At 73.2% G+C, this 19,606-nt stretch carries 20 protein-coding genes (1 of these 20 only partly in view); 12 read left to right on the top strand and 8 right to left on the bottom strand.

The window, feature by feature from the left end; all coding sequences use genetic code 11:
- Positions 1-41: 41 nt before the first annotated feature.
- Entirely contained in the window at positions 42-698 is a 657-nt protein-coding gene (locus VF202_01615) for a GntR family transcriptional regulator (protein ID HEX7038792.1), read from the top strand.
- Positions 699-710: 12 nt separating this feature from the next.
- Complete coding sequence (locus VF202_01610; protein ID HEX7038791.1) at positions 711-1,217, top strand: hypothetical protein; 507 nt, start codon at positions 711-713, stop codon at positions 1,215-1,217.
- Between the two features lie 66 nt (positions 1,218-1,283).
- Here VF202_01610 and VF202_01605 read toward each other — a convergent pair whose 3' ends face one another.
- Positions 1,284-2,852 (bottom strand): hypothetical protein, encoded by a 1,569-nt coding sequence (locus tag VF202_01605; GenBank protein HEX7038790.1) that lies wholly within the window; start codon positions 2,850-2,852, stop codon positions 1,284-1,286.
- A gap of 140 nt (positions 2,853-2,992) precedes the next feature.
- On the opposite strand from VF202_01605, the gene VF202_01600 reads away from it, so the two are divergent.
- From VF202_01600 to VF202_01575, 6 genes are all read left to right on the top strand, one after another.
- Positions 2,993-3,538: a sulfite exporter TauE/SafE family protein gene (locus VF202_01600; GenBank protein HEX7038789.1), complete on the top strand. Its 546-nt coding sequence runs from the start codon at positions 2,993-2,995 to the stop codon at positions 3,536-3,538.
- A 7-nt stretch (positions 3,539-3,545) separates the two neighbouring features.
- Positions 3,546-4,265 (top strand): 5'-methylthioadenosine/adenosylhomocysteine nucleosidase, encoded by a 720-nt coding sequence (locus tag VF202_01595; GenBank protein HEX7038788.1) that lies wholly within the window; start codon positions 3,546-3,548, stop codon positions 4,263-4,265.
- 218 nt (positions 4,266-4,483) lie between these two features.
- The gene (aceE, locus tag VF202_01590) at positions 4,484-7,210 is read left to right on the top strand and encodes a pyruvate dehydrogenase (acetyl-transferring), homodimeric type (protein ID HEX7038787.1); all 2,727 of its coding nucleotides are present in this window, start codon (positions 4,484-4,486) and stop codon (positions 7,208-7,210) included.
- Positions 7,211-7,243: 33 nt separating this feature from the next.
- Positions 7,244-8,599, top strand: a complete 1,356-nt coding sequence (locus VF202_01585) for a 2-oxo acid dehydrogenase subunit E2 (GenBank protein ID HEX7038786.1) — start codon at positions 7,244-7,246, stop codon at positions 8,597-8,599.
- A gap of 57 nt (positions 8,600-8,656) precedes the next feature.
- Positions 8,657-9,472 (top strand): LPS export ABC transporter ATP-binding protein, encoded by an 816-nt coding sequence (lptB, locus tag VF202_01580; protein ID HEX7038785.1) that lies wholly within the window; start codon positions 8,657-8,659, stop codon positions 9,470-9,472.
- 37 nt (positions 9,473-9,509) lie between these two features.
- A complete protein-coding gene (locus tag VF202_01575; GenBank protein ID HEX7038784.1) occupies positions 9,510-11,324 on the top strand; it encodes a DUF3084 domain-containing protein in 1,815 nt (604 codons plus the stop codon).
- A 4-nt stretch (positions 11,325-11,328) separates the two neighbouring features.
- Here VF202_01575 and mscL read toward each other — a convergent pair whose 3' ends face one another.
- Positions 11,329-11,763, bottom strand: coding sequence for a large-conductance mechanosensitive channel protein MscL (mscL, locus tag VF202_01570; protein ID HEX7038783.1), 435 nt, complete (start codon positions 11,761-11,763; stop codon positions 11,329-11,331).
- A 103-nt stretch (positions 11,764-11,866) separates the two neighbouring features.
- Between mscL and VF202_01565 the strand changes: the two genes are divergently transcribed.
- Positions 11,867-12,250 (top strand): response regulator, encoded by a 384-nt coding sequence (locus tag VF202_01565; GenBank protein ID HEX7038782.1) that lies wholly within the window; start codon positions 11,867-11,869, stop codon positions 12,248-12,250.
- A gap of 84 nt (positions 12,251-12,334) precedes the next feature.
- On the opposite strand, the gene VF202_01560 is transcribed toward VF202_01565, so the two are convergent.
- On the bottom strand, positions 12,335-13,138 hold the full coding sequence (locus VF202_01560) for a TrmH family RNA methyltransferase (GenBank protein ID HEX7038781.1): 804 nt from the start codon (positions 13,136-13,138) through the stop codon (positions 12,335-12,337).
- Between the two features lie 49 nt (positions 13,139-13,187).
- Between VF202_01560 and VF202_01555 the strand changes: the two genes are divergently transcribed.
- Both VF202_01555 and VF202_01550 read left to right on the top strand, forming a co-directional pair.
- Positions 13,188-14,072 (top strand): sulfurtransferase, encoded by an 885-nt coding sequence (locus VF202_01555; protein ID HEX7038780.1) that lies wholly within the window; start codon positions 13,188-13,190, stop codon positions 14,070-14,072.
- 55 nt (positions 14,073-14,127) lie between these two features.
- Complete coding sequence (locus VF202_01550; GenBank protein HEX7038779.1) at positions 14,128-15,060, top strand: GGDEF domain-containing protein; 933 nt, start codon at positions 14,128-14,130, stop codon at positions 15,058-15,060.
- A 109-nt stretch (positions 15,061-15,169) separates the two neighbouring features.
- Here the strand turns inward: VF202_01550 and VF202_01545 are convergent, their stop codons facing one another.
- The 4 genes from VF202_01545 to VF202_01530 form a co-directional block, all read right to left on the bottom strand.
- Positions 15,170-15,943, bottom strand: a complete 774-nt coding sequence (locus VF202_01545; protein HEX7038778.1) for a TerC family protein — start codon at positions 15,941-15,943, stop codon at positions 15,170-15,172.
- Between the two features lie 165 nt (positions 15,944-16,108).
- A complete protein-coding gene (locus tag VF202_01540) occupies positions 16,109-17,065 on the bottom strand; it encodes an ABC transporter permease (protein HEX7038777.1) in 957 nt (318 codons plus the stop codon).
- Positions 17,062-17,973 carry an ABC transporter ATP-binding protein gene (locus tag VF202_01535; GenBank protein HEX7038776.1) on the bottom strand — a complete coding sequence of 304 codons (912 nt, stop codon included), beginning with the start codon at positions 17,971-17,973 and terminating at the stop codon, positions 17,062-17,064. The genes VF202_01540 and VF202_01535 overlap by 4 nt, the downstream gene beginning before the upstream one ends.
- The gene (locus VF202_01530; GenBank protein ID HEX7038775.1) at positions 17,970-18,989 is read right to left on the bottom strand and encodes an NAD(P)H-dependent glycerol-3-phosphate dehydrogenase; all 1,020 of its coding nucleotides are present in this window, start codon (positions 18,987-18,989) and stop codon (positions 17,970-17,972) included. The genes VF202_01535 and VF202_01530 overlap by 4 nt, the downstream gene beginning before the upstream one ends.
- Before the next feature lie 135 nt (positions 18,990-19,124).
- On the opposite strand from VF202_01530, the gene VF202_01525 reads away from it, so the two are divergent.
- Entirely contained in the window at positions 19,125-19,388 is a 264-nt protein-coding gene (locus VF202_01525; GenBank protein ID HEX7038774.1) for an FmdB family transcriptional regulator, read from the top strand.
- A 57-nt stretch (positions 19,389-19,445) separates the two neighbouring features.
- On the opposite strand, the gene VF202_01520 is transcribed toward VF202_01525, so the two are convergent.
- A protein-coding gene (locus VF202_01520) for a glutaminyl-peptide cyclotransferase (protein ID HEX7038773.1) crosses the window boundary here: on the bottom strand, positions 19,446-19,606 show its 3' portion. The gene runs 628 nt beyond the window's last position; 161 of the gene's 789 nt are visible here — the last part of the coding sequence; the start codon falls outside the window, past its right edge; the stop codon is at positions 19,446-19,448.

The raw sequence follows: 19,606 nt of genomic DNA, 5'->3' as shown, positions 1-19,606 counted from the left end.
GTGGCCTACCGGGTCCAGCCGTGGTGGGTCCGGGGGGACCAGTGAGGACCAAAGCGCAGTACGTCTACGAATCGCTGCGTGAGGAGATAGTGCAGGGACGACTACGCCCCGGCACCAGGCTAGTCTTCTCGCAGGTGGCCAGCCGCTTCGGGGTCAGCCCCATACCGGTGCGCGAGGCCGTGAGGCAGCTCGAGACCGAGGGCCTGGTCGAGCTCAAGCCGCACACCAGGGTGGAGGTCACGACGCTCCCGTGGGAGCAGGGCGTGTGGGCCTACGAGCTGAGGCTGGCGCTGGAGCCGCTCGCCGCCAGGGACGCGACGCCGTTCGTCTCGGAGGACCAGCTCGCCCGCATGGGCTCGCTGCTCGACGCCATGCGCGACGACCTCGACGGCGGCGACCCGGACGCCTTCGGCGCCGACTACTACGCGTTCCACGACGTCCTCTTCGAGGCCGTCCCCAACCGCATGCTCGTCGACACGATCCTGGAGCTCCGCGAGGTCTCCCGGCGCTTCCACCGCGTGCACCGCTGCGGGTCGGTGCAGCGCGGCAGCGAGCACGTGCTGAGGCGCGTGTGGCGCCTCATCCGCTGGCGCGACGCCGGCGCCGTGTACCAGGCCATGAGGCAGCACAGGCTCGAGGCCCTCGAGCGCATCAGGGAGCTGTCTTCGCGGGAGGGCAAGCGGCGCGGCGGCTTCTGATAGCCTCCTGGCATGCGTCACCTCGCACCTATCGCCGCGGCCCTGGCCGTCGCGGTCGCGCTGGGCGGCTGCGCGCCCGCGGCGCTGGGCAGCTCGGCCAGCAACCCCTTCCCGGCGGCGGGCGGCACGCCCACCCTGCGCGGCGGCGAGACGATCTACGTGCGGCTCGACCACGCGCTGGACGACCTCGACCTGGAGCCGACGGACCTGCAGCCGGCCCTGTGGGTGCCGAGCGGCTACGACTCCGAGGTCGGCGACCTCTCGGGGCAGTTCGCGCTGGACGTCGAGCGGGTACCAGACGGCTGGAGCTTCGGGCTGCGCCTGGTGCGCGCCGAGCGCAGCTCGGAGCGCGGGTCCGGGATGTCCGCCGCGCCGCGCACCGTCTACGCGCTGTGGAGCGTGTACGAGATCACCGCGCCGGAGGGCGCCATCCCCGGGCCGTACCGGTTCCGCGGGACGCTGAGGGCGCGCGAGGGCGGCGAGGTGCCCGTGCGCCTCGACGTGGAGATCGTCCGGTAGCCGAGGCCCATGGGCGTCCGGCGCGCCTCTAGGCTTCCGAGACGCCCCTGAGCGTCCGGCAGGCCCCTAGGCGCCCGGCAGGTCGCGCGCCAGGCCGGTGACGAGCCAGCGGACCGGCCCGCCGCCGTCCGCGCGCCGCGCCAGCGTGACCAGGAAGTCGCCCTGCGGCGTGCCCACTGTGGCCCGGGCGACCTCGCCGTGGTCCGTGACCCGCTCGTCGACGTCCCTGACGGCCCCGGCGCCCACGCCGATGAGCGGGCTGTAGAGCTCGTTGGCGAACGCTCGGGAGAGGTCCTCCAGGGTGCCGAGGCGCGGCCGCAGGTGGTCGGCGGCCGACGTGAGGAGGGCCGCGGCGGCGCGCGCCGGCGAGTCCATGCTGTCGAGCAGCCGGCCCAGCGTCTCGCGCGCCCCCGCGCCGGCGGCGGGCGCCGCCACGGGCGCCTCGAGCCGCCACAGGTCCTCCGGCCCCTCGCGGCGCGAGGCCAGGGTGGCCCGCCCGCCCGCCACGACGACCTGGGCGGGCCGCAGGCTCGAGGCGTAGTTCGAGGCCATCGCGAAGCCGTAGGCGCCGACGACCTCGACGGCCAGCAGCGCCCCGGCGCCGACCCCCTCCAGCGTCACGTCCCTGGCCAGCCTGTCGGCGTTCTCGCACAGCGGCCCGTCGACGTCCACCGGGGTCGCCCCGCCGCCGGAGGGACCGGCCGCCGCCTGGCCGCCCGTGCCCGCCGCCTCGTGCGCGGGCGTCACCACCCGCACGGGGTGCCTGGCGCCGTAGAGGGCCGGCCTGAGGAGGTCGGCCATGCCGGCGTCGGCGATCACGTGCCGTACCGGACCGCCCTCCTTCACGTGCAGCACGCGCGTGAGCAGGACGCCGGCCTCGGCGACGAGGTAGCGACCCGGCTCCACGATCGGCTGGACGCCGAACCTCTCGGCGAACCCCAGCAGGGGCTCGGCGAACGCCGCGAGGTCGGGACCGGGCACGGCGAACCCGCCGCCGAAGTCCACGAGGTCGAGGCCGGCGAAGCGCTCGTAGAGGGGCTCCAGAGCCGCCGCCACGAGGCGCGCCACCGCGGGGTCGGAGACCATCGAGCCGGCGTGCACGTGGAAGCCGGCCAGCCTGCCGGTGGACGCGACCTCCTCGGCCACGGCCACGGCCTCCGCCGGCGGCACGCCGAACTTCGAGCCTGCGGCGCCGGTGGCGAGGTGCTCGTGGGTGCGCGGGTCGAAGCCGGGGTTGAGGCGCACGACGAAGCGCGTGTCCGGCGCGTCGGCGCCGCGCCAGACCTCCCAGGCGCCGCGCGAGTCGAGGCTCACCAGACCGACGCCGACGGCGCCGGCGCGCGCGGCGAGCTCCGGCGTGTGGCCCGGACCGCCGAGCACGACGTCCCGCGGGGCGAAGCCGGCGCGCAGGGCGCGCTCCAGCTCGCCCAGCGTGAGGGCCTCGGCGCGGGCGCCGAGCGCGGCCAGGTGCGCGAGCAGCGGGCCCAGGGCGTTGGCCTTGACGGCGTAGTGGACCCTGGCGCCGGGGAACGCGCGCTCCACGCGGCGGAAGCGGTCGGTGACGACGTCGAGGTCGTAGACGTAGGTGGGCGTGCCGTGGTCCGCGGCCACCGCGGCGAGCAGCGCGTCGGTCATGGGCGCCGGCGAGGGTATCACGGTCCCGCGGCGGCCGGGCGCCGCCCGCTGGCGCGAGCTCCGCGGACGCGCCGACCGGCGGAGAGAGGCCCGCGGACGCGCCTGCCGGGACGCGGCGAGGCGCCAGTTATGCTGGCCGCATGAACCGGCAGCTCAGGCGGGCCCAGGCCAAGATGGACAGGAAGGCGGAGATCGAGAGGGAGAAGAAGAGGGCGGCCCGCCGCGAGAAGATCCAGGAGCTGCGGGAGCGGCGCCGACGCCAGCGCGAGACCGCCAGGACGAGCGCCGCCGCGAGCGCGCCGGCGGAGAGGCGCACCTACTCGCCGGAGGAGCGCAAGCGCCTCCCCGGACGGTTCTCCGGCGCGTACATGTTCGCGACGGTGTTCTTCATCGCGCTCCAGGCGGCGGTGCCGGCGGACCAGAAGACGACGGCCAACAGCCTCATCGGCGCCGGCTTCTTCCTGATCTACGGCTACTTCGCGACGCTCTACCTCTCGCGCCGCGGCCTCCCGCGCGCCATGACCACCGCGGCCGTCGGCGGGGTAACGCTCGCCGTGGTGCTCGGGGTCATGCAGGCGGTGCAGGGCCAGCCGGTCGACTGGCTGATGTGCGGCTTGGGCGCCGTCGGCGTGCTCATCGGGGCCTACCTGGGGCGCTCCGTGTTCAACGCCGCCCCGCGCCCCTGAGGAGACCATGACGCGTTCCGGCGGGCCCGCGCCGGTGGCGGTGGTGGGCGCCATGCCCGAGGAGGTCGACAGGCTGGCGTCCGGCCTGTCCGGCGCCGAGGAGCTGGCGGCGGGCCCGTACCGCGTGGCGCGCGGCCTGCTCGAGGGCGCCTCCGTAGTCGTCGCCCAGTGCGGGATCGGCAAGGTCAACGCCGCGGCCCTCACCCAGTACCTGGTCTCCCTCGGCGTGGGCGGCGTCGTGTTCACCGGCGTGGCCGGGGCGCTCGACCCCGACCTGCGCGTCGGCGACGTGGTCATAGGCGTCGACGCCGTCCAGCACGACGTGGACGTCACGGGCCTCGGCTACGCCCCGGGCGAGGTGCCCGGCACGGGCACGGCGTTCGCCAGCGACCCGCGGCTGGTGGGCCTGGCCGAGGAGGCCGCGCGGGACCTCGAAGGGGTGCGGGTCGTCAAGGGCCGGGTGGCCTCCGGCGACCTGTTCGTCGCCGACCCGGTCGTCGGCGACCGCATCAGGCGCGCGTTCGGGGCCGTCTGCGCCGAGATGGAGGGCGCGGCCTGCGCCCAGGTCTGCGCCGCCTGGGGCGTGCCGTTCGTGGTGGTGCGGAGCATCAGCGACACCGCCGACCACGCCGCCGAGGTCGACTTCAGGTCGTTCACGAGCCTGGCGGCCGCGCGGGCGGAGGCGCTGGTGCGCGGGCTGCTGCGCCGCCTCGCCGCTCCCGCCTGACCGCGCAGCGGTCCGGGGCGCGGAGCGGACCCCCTGCGGGGCCTCGCCGCGCGTCCCAGACCGTCTACCGCGGGTCGCTCCGCGGTCCGGCCGCGCGCCTAGCGTGCGGTACCATCAAGTGACTCGCGGACGCGCCGTGGCGGCGTCCGCAGCGAGCCTCGGCGCGTGATGACCCGCCTGCCCGCGCTACCGCGCCAGGCGGTGAGAGGACCGGAGAGATGGCAGACGTACTCGACCAGCTACTGGACCTAGACAGGTCCCAGCTGGAGCCGTCGGAGCTGCGCGAGCTCAACAGCCTGGAGATGCGCGAGTGGCTGGAGTCGCTCGACTACGTGCTGGCGAGCGGCGGGCCGGAGCGCGTCCAGGAGATCCTCGACGCCCTGGAGGCCCACGCCGAGCGGCACGGCGTCAGGCTGCCGTTCGAGTCCGACACCACCTACGTCAACACGATCCCCGTCGAGCAGCAGCCCGAGTACCCGGGCGACCTCGAGATCGAGAAGCGGATCACGAACATGATCCGCTGGAACGCGATGGCGATGGTCGTCCACGCGAACACCGAGTCGCCCGGCATCGGCGGGCACATCGCCACGTACGCGTCGGCGGCGAACCTCTACGAGGTCGGCCAGAACCACTTCTTCCGCGGACGCGAGAAGGGCCCTGACGCCGACCTCGTCTACTTCCAGGGCCACGCCACGCCGGGCTTCTACGCCCGCGCCTACCTCGAGGGACGCATCACCGAGGAGCAGCTCCTCAACTTCCGCCGCGAGCTAGCCGACCCGCCCGGCGTCTCCTCGTACCCGCACCCGTGGCTGATGCCCCACTTCTGGAGCTTCCCCACGGTCTCCATGGGCCTCGGGCCCATCATGTCGATCTACCAGGCGCGCTTCAGGCGCTACCTCGAGGACCGCGGGCTCTACCCCAAGGGCAGCGGCAAGGTGTGGGCGTTCATCGGCGACGGCGAGACGGACGAGCCCGAGACCCTCGGCGCGATCCGCGTGGCCGCGCGCTCGAAGCTCGACAACCTCATCTGGGTCGTCAACGCCAACCTGCAGAGGCTCGACGGACCCGTCTACGGCAACGGCCAGATCATCCAGGAGCTCGAGGGCATCTTCCGCGGCTCCGGCTGGAACGTCATCAAGGTCGCCTGGGGCAGCGCCTGGGACGAGCTCCTGAAGCGCGACAAGGACGGCGTGCTCGTCAAGCGGTTCGAGGAGCTCGTCGACGGCGAGTCGCAGCGCTACGCGGCGTTCGGCGGCCCCGAGCTCAAGGAGCGCTTCTTCAACACGCCGGAGCTCAAGGCGTTGGTCGCCGACTTCACCGACGAGGACTTCAACCGGCTCAACCGCGGCGGACACGACCCCGTGAAGATCTACGCCGCGTTCAAGGCCGCCACGGAGCACAAGGGCCAGCCGACGGTCATCATCGCGCGCACCGTCAAGGGCTACGGCATGGGCTCGGCCGGCGAGGGGCAGAACGTCGCGCACCAGGCGAAGAAGCTCGACGAGAACGAGATGAGGGCGTTCCGCGACCGCTTCAACCTGCCCATCAGCGACGAGGAGATCAAGAACAAGCCGTTCCTGCGGCTCGACCCAGACAGCCCCGAGCACAGGTACCTCATGGAGCGCCGGCGCGAGCTCGGCGGCTTCCACCCCGAGCGCGTCGTGGACGTCGCGCCGATGCCGGCCCCCGACTTCGCCCTGTTCGAGGAGTTCCTCGAGCCGTCCGGCGACCGCGCCGTGTCCACGACGATGATCGCCGTCAGCCTCCTCCGCAAGCTCGTCAGGGACGAGCGCTGGGGCAAGCTGATCGTCCCGATCGTGCCGGACGAGGCGCGCACCTTCGGCATGGAGGCGCTGTTCCGCCAGATCGGCATCTACTCGCCGGTCGGCCAGCTCTACGAGCCGGTCGACTCCGCCAACCTCCTCTACTACAAGGAGTCGCGCGACGGACAGATCCTCGAGGAGGGCATCACCGAGGCCGGTTCGATGGCGTCGTTCATCGCGGCCGGCACCGCCTACGCCAACTACGGCGTGACGACCGTGCCCTTCTACCTCTTCTACTCGATGTTCGGCCTGCAGCGCGTCGGCGACCTCGTGTGGGCCGCCGCCGACAGCCGCGCCAAGGGCTTCCTCTTCGGCGGCACGGCCGGCCGCACCACGCTCGCCGGCGAGGGCCTGCAGCACCAGGACGGCAACTCCCACGTCCTCGCGCTGCCCGTCCCGAACCTCCTCGCCTACGACCCCGCCTTCGCCCACGAGCTGGCGATCATCGTCCACGAGGGCTTCCGGCGCATGTACGAGGAGCAGGACGACGTCTTCTACTACGTGACGATCGGCAACGAGAACTACGTGCAGCCGGGCGCGCCGGAGCACCTCTCGCGCGACGAGCTCCGCGACGGCGTCCTGCGGGGCCTCTACCTGTTCCGGCCCAGCGGCAAGAAGCGGGCGAAGCTGCGCGCCCAGCTCTTCGGGTCGGGCAGCATCATGAACTGCGTGCTCGAGGCGCAGGAGATCCTCGAGCGCGACTACGACGTCGCCGCCGACGTCTGGAGCGTCACCTCGTACAAGGCGCTCTACCGCGACGCGCTCGAGACCGACCGCCGCAACAGGCTCCATCCCGACGAGCCGCCGGAGCGCCCCTACGTCTACCGCGCGCTCGAGAGGACGAAGGGCCCGCTCGTCGCCGCCAGCGACTACATGAAGGTGCTGCCCGACGTGCTGGCGCGCTACCTGCCGCGGCCCATGGTCAGCCTCGGCACCGACGGCTTCGGACGCAGCGAGGCCAGGGCGGAGCTGCGCGACTTCTTCGAGGTCGACGCGCGGCACGTCGTGCTGGCCACGCTCCACGCCCTGGCGCAGGAGGGTCAGCTCGAGGCCAGCGCCGTCGTGAGGGCGCGGGACGCGCTGGGCATCAGCCCCGACAAGGGCGACCCCTACCATGACTGACGTCCGCGTGGAGGAGCTCTAGTGGCCACCGAGGTGAGGCTTCCCGATGTCGGCGAGGGCATAGAGGCCGGCACCGTCGTCAGCGTGCTGGTCAAGCCCGGCGACAGGATCCACAAGGACCAGCCGCTCGTCGAGCTGGAGACCGACAAGGCCGTCGTCGAGGTGCCGTCCACCGCCTCCGGCGTCGTGAAGCAGGTGAACGTCAAGGAGGGCGACGAGGCCCCCATCGGCGCGGTGCTCGTGGTGGTCGAGGAGGGCGCGTCAGCCGAGGCGGCGGCCCCGGCGGAGCCCGCCGAGCCGGCCGAGACAGAGGCGGCGGAGCCCGCCGAGCCCGCGGCGGAGCCGCAGGCGGCCGAGCAGCCAGTCCCCGCGCAGCCCCCGGCGCCGAACCGCGAGGAGCGCGCGCCCGCCGCCGCCGAGCCCGCCGCCGCGCCGCGCCCGGCCGGGGCGGGGGAGGGCGCCGCCGCGGAGCCGGGCCGCGACGGCCGGCACCTCGTCCCCGCCGCCCCGTCGGTGAGGCGCCTGGCGCGCGAGCTGGGCGTAGACATCCGGGCCGTCCAGGGCACCGGCCTGCTGGGTCGCATCTCGGCGAACGACGTGCGCCGGGCCGCCGCCGGCGTCCAGGCCAGGCCCGCCGCGGGGGCGCCCGCCGCGCCGCCGCTGCCCGACTTCAGCCGCTGGGGCGAGGTCGAGCGCGTGCCGATGAGCGGGATACGCAAGGCCACGGTGCGCTCGATGTCGACGGCGTGGGCGACGGTGCCCATGGTCACGCACTTCGACAGGGCCGACGTCACCGACCTCGAGCGCTTCCGCAAGCGCTACCAGAGGGAGGCCGACAAGGTCGGCGCCAAGCTGACCCCCACGGCGGTGCTCCTCAAGGTCGTAGGCCTGGCGCTGCGGCGCTTCCCCGACTTCAACTCCTCGATCGACGTCGAGAAGCAGGAGGTCGTGCGCAAGCGCTACGTGAACGTCGGGGTCGCCGTCGACACCGACGCCGGGCTGCTGGTGCCGGTCGTGAGGGACGTCGACCGCAAGGGCATCGTCGAGCTGGCCAAGGAGCTCGGCGAGCTGGCGGAGAAGGCGCGCGAGCGCAAGCTGACCCTGGAGGAGATGCAGGGCGGCAACTTCTCGGTCTCGAACCTGGGCGGCATCGGCGGCACGAACTTCACGCCCATCGTGAACCCGCCGGACGTGGCGATCCTCGGCGTCTCGCGCGCCGCGGTCGAGCCCGTGTGGGACGAGGAGGCCGGCCAGTTCGTGCCGCGCACGGTCATGCCGCTGGCCCTGACCTACGACCACCGGCTCATCGACGGCGCCGCCGCCGCCCGCTTCCTCAGGTGGGTGTGCACGGCCCTCGAGGACCCGTTCGTGGCCCTGCTCGACGCCTGAGCTGCGGCGAGGTGCCTCACCAGGCGGCGCTGGGGCGCCGTGCTAGCATGCGACCCTATGAGCGCCCTGAACAGCGTGCCTGACGGGGCTGGCGAGGTACCGCCCGCCGCCGCGGCCGCCCGGGGCGCGTCCGGAGCGCAGGGCGCCGCCAAGGTGCTCTCGGCCCGCGGCTTGTCGAAGCGGTACGGCAGGCGCAAGGTCGTGGACGCGCTCGACCTCGAGCTCAGGCGCGGGGAGATCGTCGCGCTGCTCGGCCCCAACGGGGCGGGGAAGACGACGAGCTTCTACATGATCGTCGGGTTCGTGAGGCCCAACTCCGGCACCATCAGGCTCGGCGGCGAGGACATCACGCGGCTGCCCATGCACCGGCGGGCGCGCCTCGGCCTCGGCTACCTGGCGCAGGAGCCGAGCGCCTTCCGCCGCATGACGGTGCGCGACAACCTCATGGCGATCCTCGAGTTCCAGAGGCTGACGAGGCGCGAGCAGGAGCGGCGCGCCGACGCCCTCCTCGAGGAGTTCCACCTCAGCCACCTGGCGCACCACCGCGCCGACACGCTCTCCGGCGGCGAGCGGAGGCGCCTGGAGATCGCCCGCAGCCTCACGATCGACCCGGACTTCCTGCTGCTCGACGAGCCGTTCACCGGCGTCGACCCGAAGTCGATCCGCGAGATCCAGACCCTCATCCACGACCTCAGGGCCCGGCGCGGCCTGGGCGTGCTCCTCACCGACCACAGCGTGAGGGAGACCCTGGCCATCGCCGACCGCGTGGTGCTCATGTTCGACGGCCGGGTGCGCTTCGACGGCACCCCGGCGGACTTCGCCGCCGACCCCGAGGTGCGGACCTCCTACCTCGGGAGCGACTTCCAGCTCTGACCATGCCCGGGGCCGGCGCTCAGGGGGAACCGGCGGCATGACGTTCATCGTCCTGCTCGTGCTGGGACTGGTGGTGCTGGCGGGCATCATCGCGTTCGCCGGCGACAGGCTCGGCACCTACGTGGGGCGCCGGCGCCTGTCGCTGTTCGGCGCCAGGCCCAGGCGGACGGGCCAGATCGTCGGCGTCATGGCGGGCATCCTCATCATGCTGACGACGCTCGGCGTGCTGGCGCTGGCCTTCGAGAACGCGACCCAGACGCTCCTCAACTTCCAGCGCACGCTCGACGAGCTCAACCGGCTCCGGGTCCAGGAGCGCGTGCTGAACCAGAACGTCGCCGACGCGAACGCCCAGCTCGCCGAGCTGCGCGCGGCGCTCGAGGAGGCGCAGGAGACGATCCGCACGGCCGAGGAGCAGCGCGACGCCGCCCTGGTGGCACGCGACCAGGCCCTGGCGGAGCGCGACCAGCTCCTGCAGCAGCGCGACGAGCTGCAGGACCGCGTGGACCAGGCGGCGCAGGCCGTGGAGCAGACCGAGGCCCAGCTCCTGTCGACGCAGGAGCAGCTCGCCGCGGCCGAGGACGAGCTGGCGGCGGCCACCGCGGCGCTGGAGCAGGCGCGCGCCGACCGCGACGCCGCCCTGCAGGAGGCTCAGGACGCTCAGGCCGAGGCGGCGCGCCGCGTGCAGGAGGCGAACCAGGCGCAGCAGGCGCTGCAGCAGGCCAACGAGGAGCTGGCCGAACTCGAGGAGCAGCTCGTCCAGGCCGGGATCCAGCTCAGCGACGCGCAGGAGCAGGTGCGCTCGGCGGAGGCCAGGCTGGCCGCCGCCGAGCAGGAGCTGGCCGCCGCGGAGGCGGCCCAGGCCGCCGCCGAACGCGCGCGCGACGAGGCCCAGGCGGCGCGCGACGCCGCCCTCGCCGAGCGCGACGCGGCGATCGGCGAGAGCGCCGAGCTGACGCAGCGCCTCGCCGCGCTCAACGAGGAGGTCGAGGCCCTCGAGGGCACGGCGGAGGAGCTGCGTCAGCAGGCGGCCGAGCTCGAGTCGCAGAACCAGGCCCTGCGCGAGGCGAACGCCGGCCTGGCGAGCCAGAACGAGAGGCTGCAGCAGCAGAACACGTCGCTGGGCGAGCTGAACGAGAGCCTCGAGGCGGAGATCAGGCGCCGCAACGAGGACCTCCAGGCCCTGCAGGGCGAGGTCGACCAGCTCCGTGAGGAGGTCGAGAACCAGGCTCGGGAGCTGGCGGACCTGCAGCAGGAGGCTGACAGGTTCGAGCGCGGCGACGTCTACTTCGTGCGCGACCAGCTCATCTACTCGGGCGCGGTCCACGCCACCACGCCGGCCGAGGCGCGCGAGCAGCTCGCGGCCTTCATCGCCGACGCTACCGAGTACGTCTCCCGCCGCGGCGTCGAGCGCATCCGCGTCACCACCGAGCAGTTCAACCTGCTCGTCGACGTGATCGTCCAGACGCCCGGCGAGGACCTGATCCGCCTGATCTCGCCCAGCAACCAGATCAGCTCGACGATCGACGTGCTCGTCGAGGCGATCGAGAACACCGTGCTGTTCCAGCGCGGTCAGCTCATCGTGAGCACGCAGCTCCACCTGGGCTCGCCCGAGCTGCCCATAAGCCAGGACGAGATACGCACGGCGCTGGCGAACCTCAAGGCGGACGCCGTGAGGAAGATGCGGCGCGCCGGCCTCGACGAGGGCCAGCTACCCGACTTCGGGCCGGTGACGGAGGAGATGTTCACGAACATGCTCCTGCGCCTCAGCGGGCCGGTGACCATCGGCCTGGTGGCCACCGAGCCCGTCTCGCGCGCCGGCCCGGCGCACCTCGAGCTGATGATCCTCTACTGAGGCCTCAGGGCATCTCGCGCCGGGCGGCCAGCAGGTCGCGGATCTCGGCGAGCAGCCTCTCCTCGGCCGTCGGCTCGGGCGCCGCCGCCTCGACCGGCCGCTCGAAGCGCCGGCGCATCTGGTTGAACGCCCTGACGACGAGGAACATGGCGAACGCGACGATGACGAAGTTGATGACCGTGTTGAGGAAGGCCCCGTACTGGATCACCGGCGCCCCGGCGGCCACGGCCTCTGGCACCGAGTCGTAGAGGTCCCGGCCCCGCAGGATGATGCCGAGGTTGCTGAAGTCGACGCCGCCGACGATCAGGCCGATGACCGGCATCAGCACCTGGTCGACGAGCGACGACGTCACGGCGCCGAACGCCGCCCCGATCACCACGGCGACGGCGAGGTCGAGGACGTTGCCCCGGTTGATGAACTCGCGGAACTCCTTGAGCATAGGTGCCTCCCATCGAACGTAGGCCAGCTCCACGGTACTAGCCCGCAGGCCCACAGTGGCGCTTCTGACGATTCTGTGAGCCGGAGTCCCCTAAGCTCGGTGCGTGGCGAAGATCCTTGTCGCCGAGGACCTGGCGGGCCAGCGCATGGTCCTCGACATGCTGCTGTCGGTCGAAGGCTTCGAGGTCCACCTCGTCGAGGACGGGGCGCAGGCCCTCGAGTACCTGAAGAACAACACCCCCGACCTGGCCATACTCGACGTGCGCATGCCGAACGTCGACGGCATCGAGGTCTGCCGGCGCATGAAGAAGGTCAGCCGCCTGAAGTCCGTGCCGGTGATGATCCTCACCGCGCTGCGCGACGAGGTGACCCTGGAGTCCGCCCGGCTCGCGCACGCCGACTCCGTCGTGGTCAAGCCGCTCGAGGGCAAGGACTTCCGCGAGGAGGTCAAGCGGCTGCTCGCCAAGGGCCACGTGACCGAGGCCTGAGCCCGCCCCGGCCGACGGCGGCCGCGACCGCCTCGCCGCGCGCGAGCCCCGCGCGCCTCCCTCGGCCCCCTGCACCGGCCCGGGTCACCGCGACCGCTGCCTGAGCGCCTCGTAAAGCACTACCGCGCCCGCCGCGGCGACGTTGAGGCTGTCGGCGGCGCGCGAGAGCATCGGCACCCTGACGAGCACGTCGGCCGCGGCCTCCACGGCGGGGTCGAGACCGCGGTCCTCGGTGCCGAGGGCCAGCGCGACGGCGCCGGTCAGGTCGGCCTCCCAGTGGGCCAGCCCGGCGCGCGGCGAGGCGGCCACGAGCCGGAACCCCCGCCCCTTCAGCGCGGCGAGAGCCTCGTCGCGTGGCGCCACGTAGATGGGCAAGGCGAAGAGGCTGCCCTGGCTCGCCCTGACGACGTGCGGGTTCTCCACGTCCGTGCCCTCCCCGGTAACGACCACGGCGGTGGCGCCGGCGGCGTCGGCCGTGCGCAGCAGGGCGCCGACGTTGCCCGGCTTCTCGAGCCCGTCGAGCACGAGCACGGGCCCGCCGCCGAGGTCGGCCTCCGGCGCCAGGCGCCGGTCCGGCGCGACCGCGACCAGCGCGACGCCGTCAGGGTTCTGCCGCAGGCTGAGCCGCTCGAAAGCCGCCGCCGAGAGCTCCACGACCTCGGCGCCGGCCGCCTCGGCGGCGGCGGCCAGCGGTTCCGCGACGCGCCGCGGGGCGAGGTCGGGGGCGATGAGCAGCGTCCGCGGCGCGACGCCGGAGGCCAGCGCCCGCTCCGCCTCCCTCGCGCCCTCGACCAGGAAGTGCCCGCTGCGGGCGCGGCGCCTGCGCTCCTTCAGCGCGATCACCTCGGTGACGAGGGGGTTCTTGGGGCTGTCGACGCGGCGGCGCACCCGGCGAGGATAGCCGGGCGGCCTCGCCGAGCGGGCTACAATCTGAGACATGCATGAGAGCTCCTCGGGCGCAGCGGGCCGGCCCGCCGCGTCGCCGCTCGTCGGCGCCCGGGAGCTGGTCTCCCGCCTCGGGGAGCCGGGCCTCCGCGTCGTGGACGCCCGCTTCGAGCTCACCGACCCGTCGGTCGGACCGGCGCTGTACGCGGAGGGCCACGTGCCCGGCGCCGTCTACCTCGACCTCGACCGCGACCTGGCCGCGCCGCCCGGCCTGCGCGGCCGGCATCCGCTCCCCGACCTGGCGGCGCTGGCCGGCCGGCTCGCCGAGCTCGGCGTGGGCGACGCGCACGAGGTCGTCGTCTACGACCAGACCGGCACGATGTACGCGGCGCGCGCCTGGTGGCTCCTGCGCTACCTGGGCCACGAGCGGGTCCGCTTCCTCGACGGCGGCTACCGCGCTTACCTGGCCGCCGGCGGACCCGTGACCGCGGCGGTGCCGCGCCACGAGCCGGCGACCTTCACCGCGCGCCCGCGGCGCGACATGGTCGCGGAGGCCGAGGAGCTGCTCGGACGGCTGGGCGACGGGCGCCTGGTCCTGCTCGACGCGCGGGCGCCCGAGCGCTACCGCGGCGAGGTGGAGCCGCTCGACGCGGTGGCGGGCCACATCCCCGGCGCCGTGAACCGGCCGTACACGAGCAGCATGGGGGAGGACGGGCTACTCGACCCCGACGAGCTGCGGTCCGTGCACCGCGTCGCGGCGCTGCCGGCGGACGCCGACGTGGTCGTCTACTGCGGGTCTGGGGTGAGCGCGGCGCACCTGGTGCTGGCGCTGGAGGTCGCGGGCCTGAGCGGCGTGAGGCTCTACCCGGGCTCGTGGAGCGAGTGGTCGCGGCGGGGCCTGCCGGCGGCTCGGGGCGACGAGGAGGCCGTCCCATGAGGGCGGGACGAAGCGCCCGCGGCCGTTGTGGGTCACTGTGGCTAAGATGTTGGCGGTGCTCGACGTGACGACGATCGAGGGACGCCCCGCTGCCCTGGCGGCCGAGCTGTGGCCCGACTACTTCCGCACCGCCCCGTACGGCCTCGTCGTCTTCAAGGCCGTGAGGAGCGAGTCGGGCCGACTCGCGGACTTCGAGTGGGTCGACCTCAACCCGGCCGCCGCGGAGTTCCTCGGCGTCTCCCGCGACGACTTCGTCGGCCGCCGCGTGCGCAGCGTCTACCCCGACTACCTCGACCCGCGCATCTACCGCCGGCTCGTCACGGCCCACGTGAGCGGCCGCGTGCAGGAGTTCGAGCAGGCGCTGCCCGTGCGGGCGGGCCAGGAGCGCGCCTCCGACCCGTTCTCGGCGGCGCCCGGCCAGCCGGCCTGGTTCGCCGTCACGATCCTGCCGCTGGGCGAGGACCACCTGATCGTCCAGTTCCGCAGCATCACGCACTACAAGAACGTGCTCAGGCAGGCCGTCGAGATGATGAACCACGACGACCTCACGGGGCTGCCGAACCGGCGGCACCTGAAGTCGCGTTTCTGGGTCCTGAGGCGGCAGGCGGTGCCGATGGCGCTGCTCTACTTCGACCTCAACGGCTTCAAGCTCGTGAACGACACGCACGGCCACGAGACCGGCGACCGCGTGCTGAGCGTGATAGGTCAGCGGCTCAAGCAGAACGTGAGGCCGGGCGAGATGGTCGCGCGCCTCTCCGGCGACGAGTTCGCCGTGCTGCTGGCCGGCGCCGACGAGCGGGGCGTGGAGAAGGTCGCCGAGCGCCTCGTCGCCGCTATCGAGGAGCCCATCAACCTCGAGGGCGTGGCGGTCAGCCTGGGCGCCAGCGTCGGCGCAGCGCTCTACCCGAGCCACGCCGAGTCCTTCGAGGCCCTCCTCTCCTACGCCGACGCCCGCATGTACGAGCAGAAGAGGCGCAGCCGGGCCTGAGCCGCGCGCGGCCGCCAAGAGGCGCGCTCTCGGGCCCGCGCCGCGTGACGGTCCGCGGGGGCCCCTCGGCTCAGCGCCGCGGGGCGGCTCGCGGCAGCCGGCCCTCGGCTCAGCGCCGCGGGGCGGCGACGGGCGGACGCGGCTTCCTCAGCTCCACCGGTGCCGCCTTCCGCCTGGCCACGTGGGCGGCGCGCTGGTTGAGGAACTCGACGGCCACGCTGAAGGCCATCGCGAAGTAGATGTAGCCCTTGGGTATGTGCTGGCCGAGGCCGTCGGCGATGAGCGTCACGCCGATGAGGATGAGGAACGCCAGCGCCAGCATCTTGACCGTGGGGTGCTCCTCGACGAAGCGGCTGATCGGCCCGGCGGAGAACATCATGACGCCGACGGCGATGACCACGGCGGCGATCATCACCGGGATGTCGTTCGCCATGCCGACGGCGGTGATCACCGAGTCCAGCGAGAAGACGATGTCGAGCAGCACGATCTGGGTGATGACGGCGGTGAAGCTGACCGCGTTGGGCACCTCGTGCTCCTCCTCGCGGCCGGGGCCCTCGAGGCGCTCGTGGATCTCGCCCGTGGCCTTGTAGATCAGGAAGAGGCCGCCGGCCAGGAACACGAGGTCACGGCCCGTGACGCCGTGGCCGAACACGCCGAACAGCTCGGTCGTCAGGCGGGCGAGCCAGCCGACCGACAGCAGCAGCAGTATGCGCGTGAACATCGCCAGGCCGAGGCCGAGCGCGCGCGCGCGCGGACGCTGAGCCTCCGGGAGCCGCCCGGACAGGATCGAGATGAAGACGATGTTGTCGATGCCCAGGACGACCTCGAGGACCGTCAGGGTGAGGAGCGCGATCCACGCTTCCGGGCTGGTGACCCATTCCATGCGCGCCATTATCGCGAAAGGGCCCGTGAGGGTTGCCCACCTCGTCGGGCGCGCCCCGCGCGCGGGTGCGTCCGCGCGGAGCCCGTGGGCCCCGGACGCCCCGGACGCGTCGAGGGGAACGGCCCTGCCGCGCGGCGTCCGCAGGTCGGTCCGCGCCCCGCGCGGCTAGTCGACGTCGCGCCGGCGGAACAGCCAGAAGAGGAGCACGCCGAAGACGACCGCGTAGCCCGCCATCACCGCCGACGCGTGGCCCAGCGAGACGCCGCCCCCGATGAGCTGCTGCAGCGGCCCCAGCTCCTGGGGGCCGGAGGGGGCGCTCGCGAGGAGCTCGGCGGCCACGTCCCGCGCCGGCGAGCGGCCCGGCGCGTAGAGGTTCGTGGTGAAGAAGTAGCGCGGGGCCGCCTCCCACACCCTCTGCAGCCTCAGTGCCTGGAAGATCGCGTTGAAGCGGGTCAGGGGCTGGAGGTTGAAGAGCGTGTTGAGGACGGAGTAGAGGCCCTCGATCAGGCCGGGCAGGAGCAGGACCATGACGATCCCCAGCACGGCCGAGCGCACGAGGAAGACCAGCAGGAAGGCCAACAGCACCGCCGCGAGCAGGTGCGCCCACTGCCACAGGTAGAGGGCGAGGAGGCCGAGCCAGTCGCCCGAGAGGTCGGTGGGCAGGAACGACATGCCCACGGTGCCGAAGACGATCGAGCTGAGGAACGCGCCGAGCATCAGGACGAGCAGCGCGCCCATCGTGACGATCAGCTTGCCCGTCAGGACGGCGGGGCGGTCGGGCTGGACGACGAGGACCGTCTTCCACATGTTCTGGCCGCGCTCCTCCCCGATGAACAGCGCCGCCAGGAGCACGACCCCGATGATGTAGGCCGTCGGCGACATGTAGGCCGGGCCGGCGAGCGCGATGCTCGCCAGGCCGTGCGCCGAGAAGAGCGACTGCATCAGGTCGGTGACGGGCAGGCCCTCCCTCTCGAACTCGCTAAGGTTCGTGAACAGGAGGCGGCCCACCAGCAGCGCGACCGCGGGGAGCAGCACCCAGTAGAGGAACGCCAGGACGTAGAGGCGGCGCTTGCGCAGCAGCTTGAACGTCTCGGCCCTGACGGTGGCCGCTACCGCGTTCACGAGGGCCTCCTGGTGGGGTCGATAAGGCGCAGGTAGGCGCCCTCGAGGTCCTCGCCGCGCTGGACGGCGGAGGTCACGCGCACGCCCTTGGTCGTCAGGCGCTCGATGAGGAACTCGGCCTCCTCGGCGGGCACGGTGACGTCGGCGCCGTCCTCGCCGCGCGCCGTGGGAGCGTAGCCGAGCTCCCGCAGCGCGGCGAGCAGGCCGGCCTGGTCGCGGGCCGTGACCGTGTAGGTCGCGGTGGGGGCGCCCATGCGCTCGACGAGCTCGCGCAGCGGCCCGTCGAACACGATGCGGCCGGCCTCGATCGCCAGGATGCGGTCGACGAGCTTCTCGATCTCGGCGAGGATGTGGCTCGAGACCAGCACGGTCACCCCCTGAGAGGCCACGCTGCGCAGCGACTCGCGCACCTCGGCGATGCCGGCGGGGTCGAGGCCGTTCGTCGGCTCGTCCAGCAGCAGGACCCTGGGCCGCCACAGCAGGGCGCGGGCGAGCGCCAGGCGCTGCCTCATGCCCTGCGAGTAGGCGCGGACCTTCTTGTCGGCGGCGTCCTGCAGCGACACGAACTCGAGCACCTCGTCGACGCGGCCCGGCGGGACGTCGCCGTGGAGCAGCGCGGCGTGGCGCAGGTTCGACCGGCCGGTCAGGTACGGGTAGAAGGTCGGCTCCTCGATCATCGTCCCGACCTCGCGCAGGCTCTCCCCCGGCACGGGACGGCCGAGCACGGTGCAGGAGCCGGCGGTGGGCCTCACGAGCCCGGCGAGCATGCGCAGGGTGGTCGTCTTGCCGGCGCCGTTCGGCCCCAGGAAACCGACGATCTCGCCCTGCTCGATCGAGAAGCTGGCGTCGTCCACGGCGGCCTTGGCGCCGTAACGCTTCGTCAGCCCCGTGGCGGTGATCGCGCTCATTCGGCCTTCCTCTCGCGGGACATGAGGGTGTCGATCGCCTCGCGCGGGTCCTTGCGCTCGTAGGCGACCCTGTAGACCTCCGCGGTGATCGGGAGGTCGACGTCGTGCGCCCGCGCGAACGCGTGCACGGCCGCCACGGTGCCGAGCCCCTCGGCCGTGAGGCTCGAGATCGCCGGACCGTCGACGCGCTCGCCCCCGGCGAGCAGCACGCCCGCCCTGTGGTTCCGCGAGAGGTGGCTGGCGCACGTGGCGACGACGTCGCCGAGGCCCGCCAGGCCGTAGAACGTGCGCTCGCGCCCGCCCAGCCTCGTGCCGAAGCGGACCGTCTCGGCGAGACCGCGGGTGATGATGGTCGACTTGGCGTTGTCGCCCAGCCGCAGGCCGTCGCAGATGCCGGCCGCCAGCGCGATCACGTTCTTCATCACGCCGGCGAGCTCGACGCCCACGAGGTCGGGGCTCGTGTAGACGCGGAACGTGGCCTGCTGCAGCAGGTCCTGCACCCAGCGGGCGAGGTGCGACGCGAGGCTGGCCACGGTCGTGGCGGCGGGCTTGCCGTCGGCGATCTCCCTGGCGAGGTTCGGCCCCGAGAGCGCCGCCACGGGCACCCCGGGCATCTCCTCCTCCACGACCTGGGAGAGGCGCTTGAAGTCGGGCTCGCCGCGCTCCCCGCTGCTCGGCTCGACGCCCTTGGCGCACGACACGACGGCGGCCGGACGGCGCCTGGCCGCGCGGAGCACCGACCGCAGCGCGCGGGCCGGCACGGCGGCGAAGGCCAGCGGCTCCCCGGCCAGGGCCTCGTCGAGGTCGCTGGTGGGCGTGACCGCGGGCGGCAGACGCAGGCCCGGCAGGTAGCGGGCGTTCTCGCGGGTCGCGGCCAGCTCGCGTGCGTGCCCCTCGTCGCGCGTCCACAGCCTGACGCTGTGGCCGTTGTTCGCGAGCAGACGGGCGAGGGTCGAGCCCCAAGCGCCGGCTCCCAGGACTGTCACCAGGGCCGGTGCGGAGGCCGCGTGCGACATGCGCATCAGCGTACCAGGAGATGTAAGATGGCACTCGGCGTCCGCGAGTGCCATGCTTCGTGGGCGTCTTCTCTTGGGGCGCGGCGCCGCGGAGCCTCGGCCGCAGCCACCACGGCATGGCGTACAGGAGGAACGATGCCGGTCTACGTGTACCGCAACCTGGTCACCAACGAGACCTTCGAGCACCAGCAGAGCATCACCGAAGACCCGCTGACCGTCGACCCGCGCACGGGCGACCCGGTGAAGCGCGTGGTCCAGCCCGTCGGCATCGCCTTCAAGGGCTCGGGCTTCTACGTCAACGACAGCCGCAAGTCCTCGAGCTCGTCGAACGGCTCGGGCGCGTCGAAGGGCGACTCGAGCTCCTCCTCGTCCGACTCCGGCGGCGCGGCGAACGACTGAGGACCGGGCGCGATCGGCCGGGCCCTCGGTCGGCCGGGCCCTCGGTCTGGCGTTCCCTCAAGGCGACGGGGCCGCGACGAGGCGCACCTCGAAGGCGCTCGGCCACAGCTTGCCCGTGAGCAGGAACACCTCCCGCTCCTCCACGTAGGCGATCCCGTTCAGGACGGCGTCCCTCGACAGCCCCGCCGGCATGAGGTCGCGCAGCGGCGAGGCGTCGA

This window comes from Trueperaceae bacterium (assembly GCA_036381035.1).
In the GTDB taxonomy this organism is placed as follows: Bacteria; Deinococcota; Deinococci; order Deinococcales; family Trueperaceae; genus DASRWD01.
The sequence above is the reverse complement of the archived record's forward strand: the minus strand, read 5'-3'. Positions and strand labels throughout refer to the sequence as shown.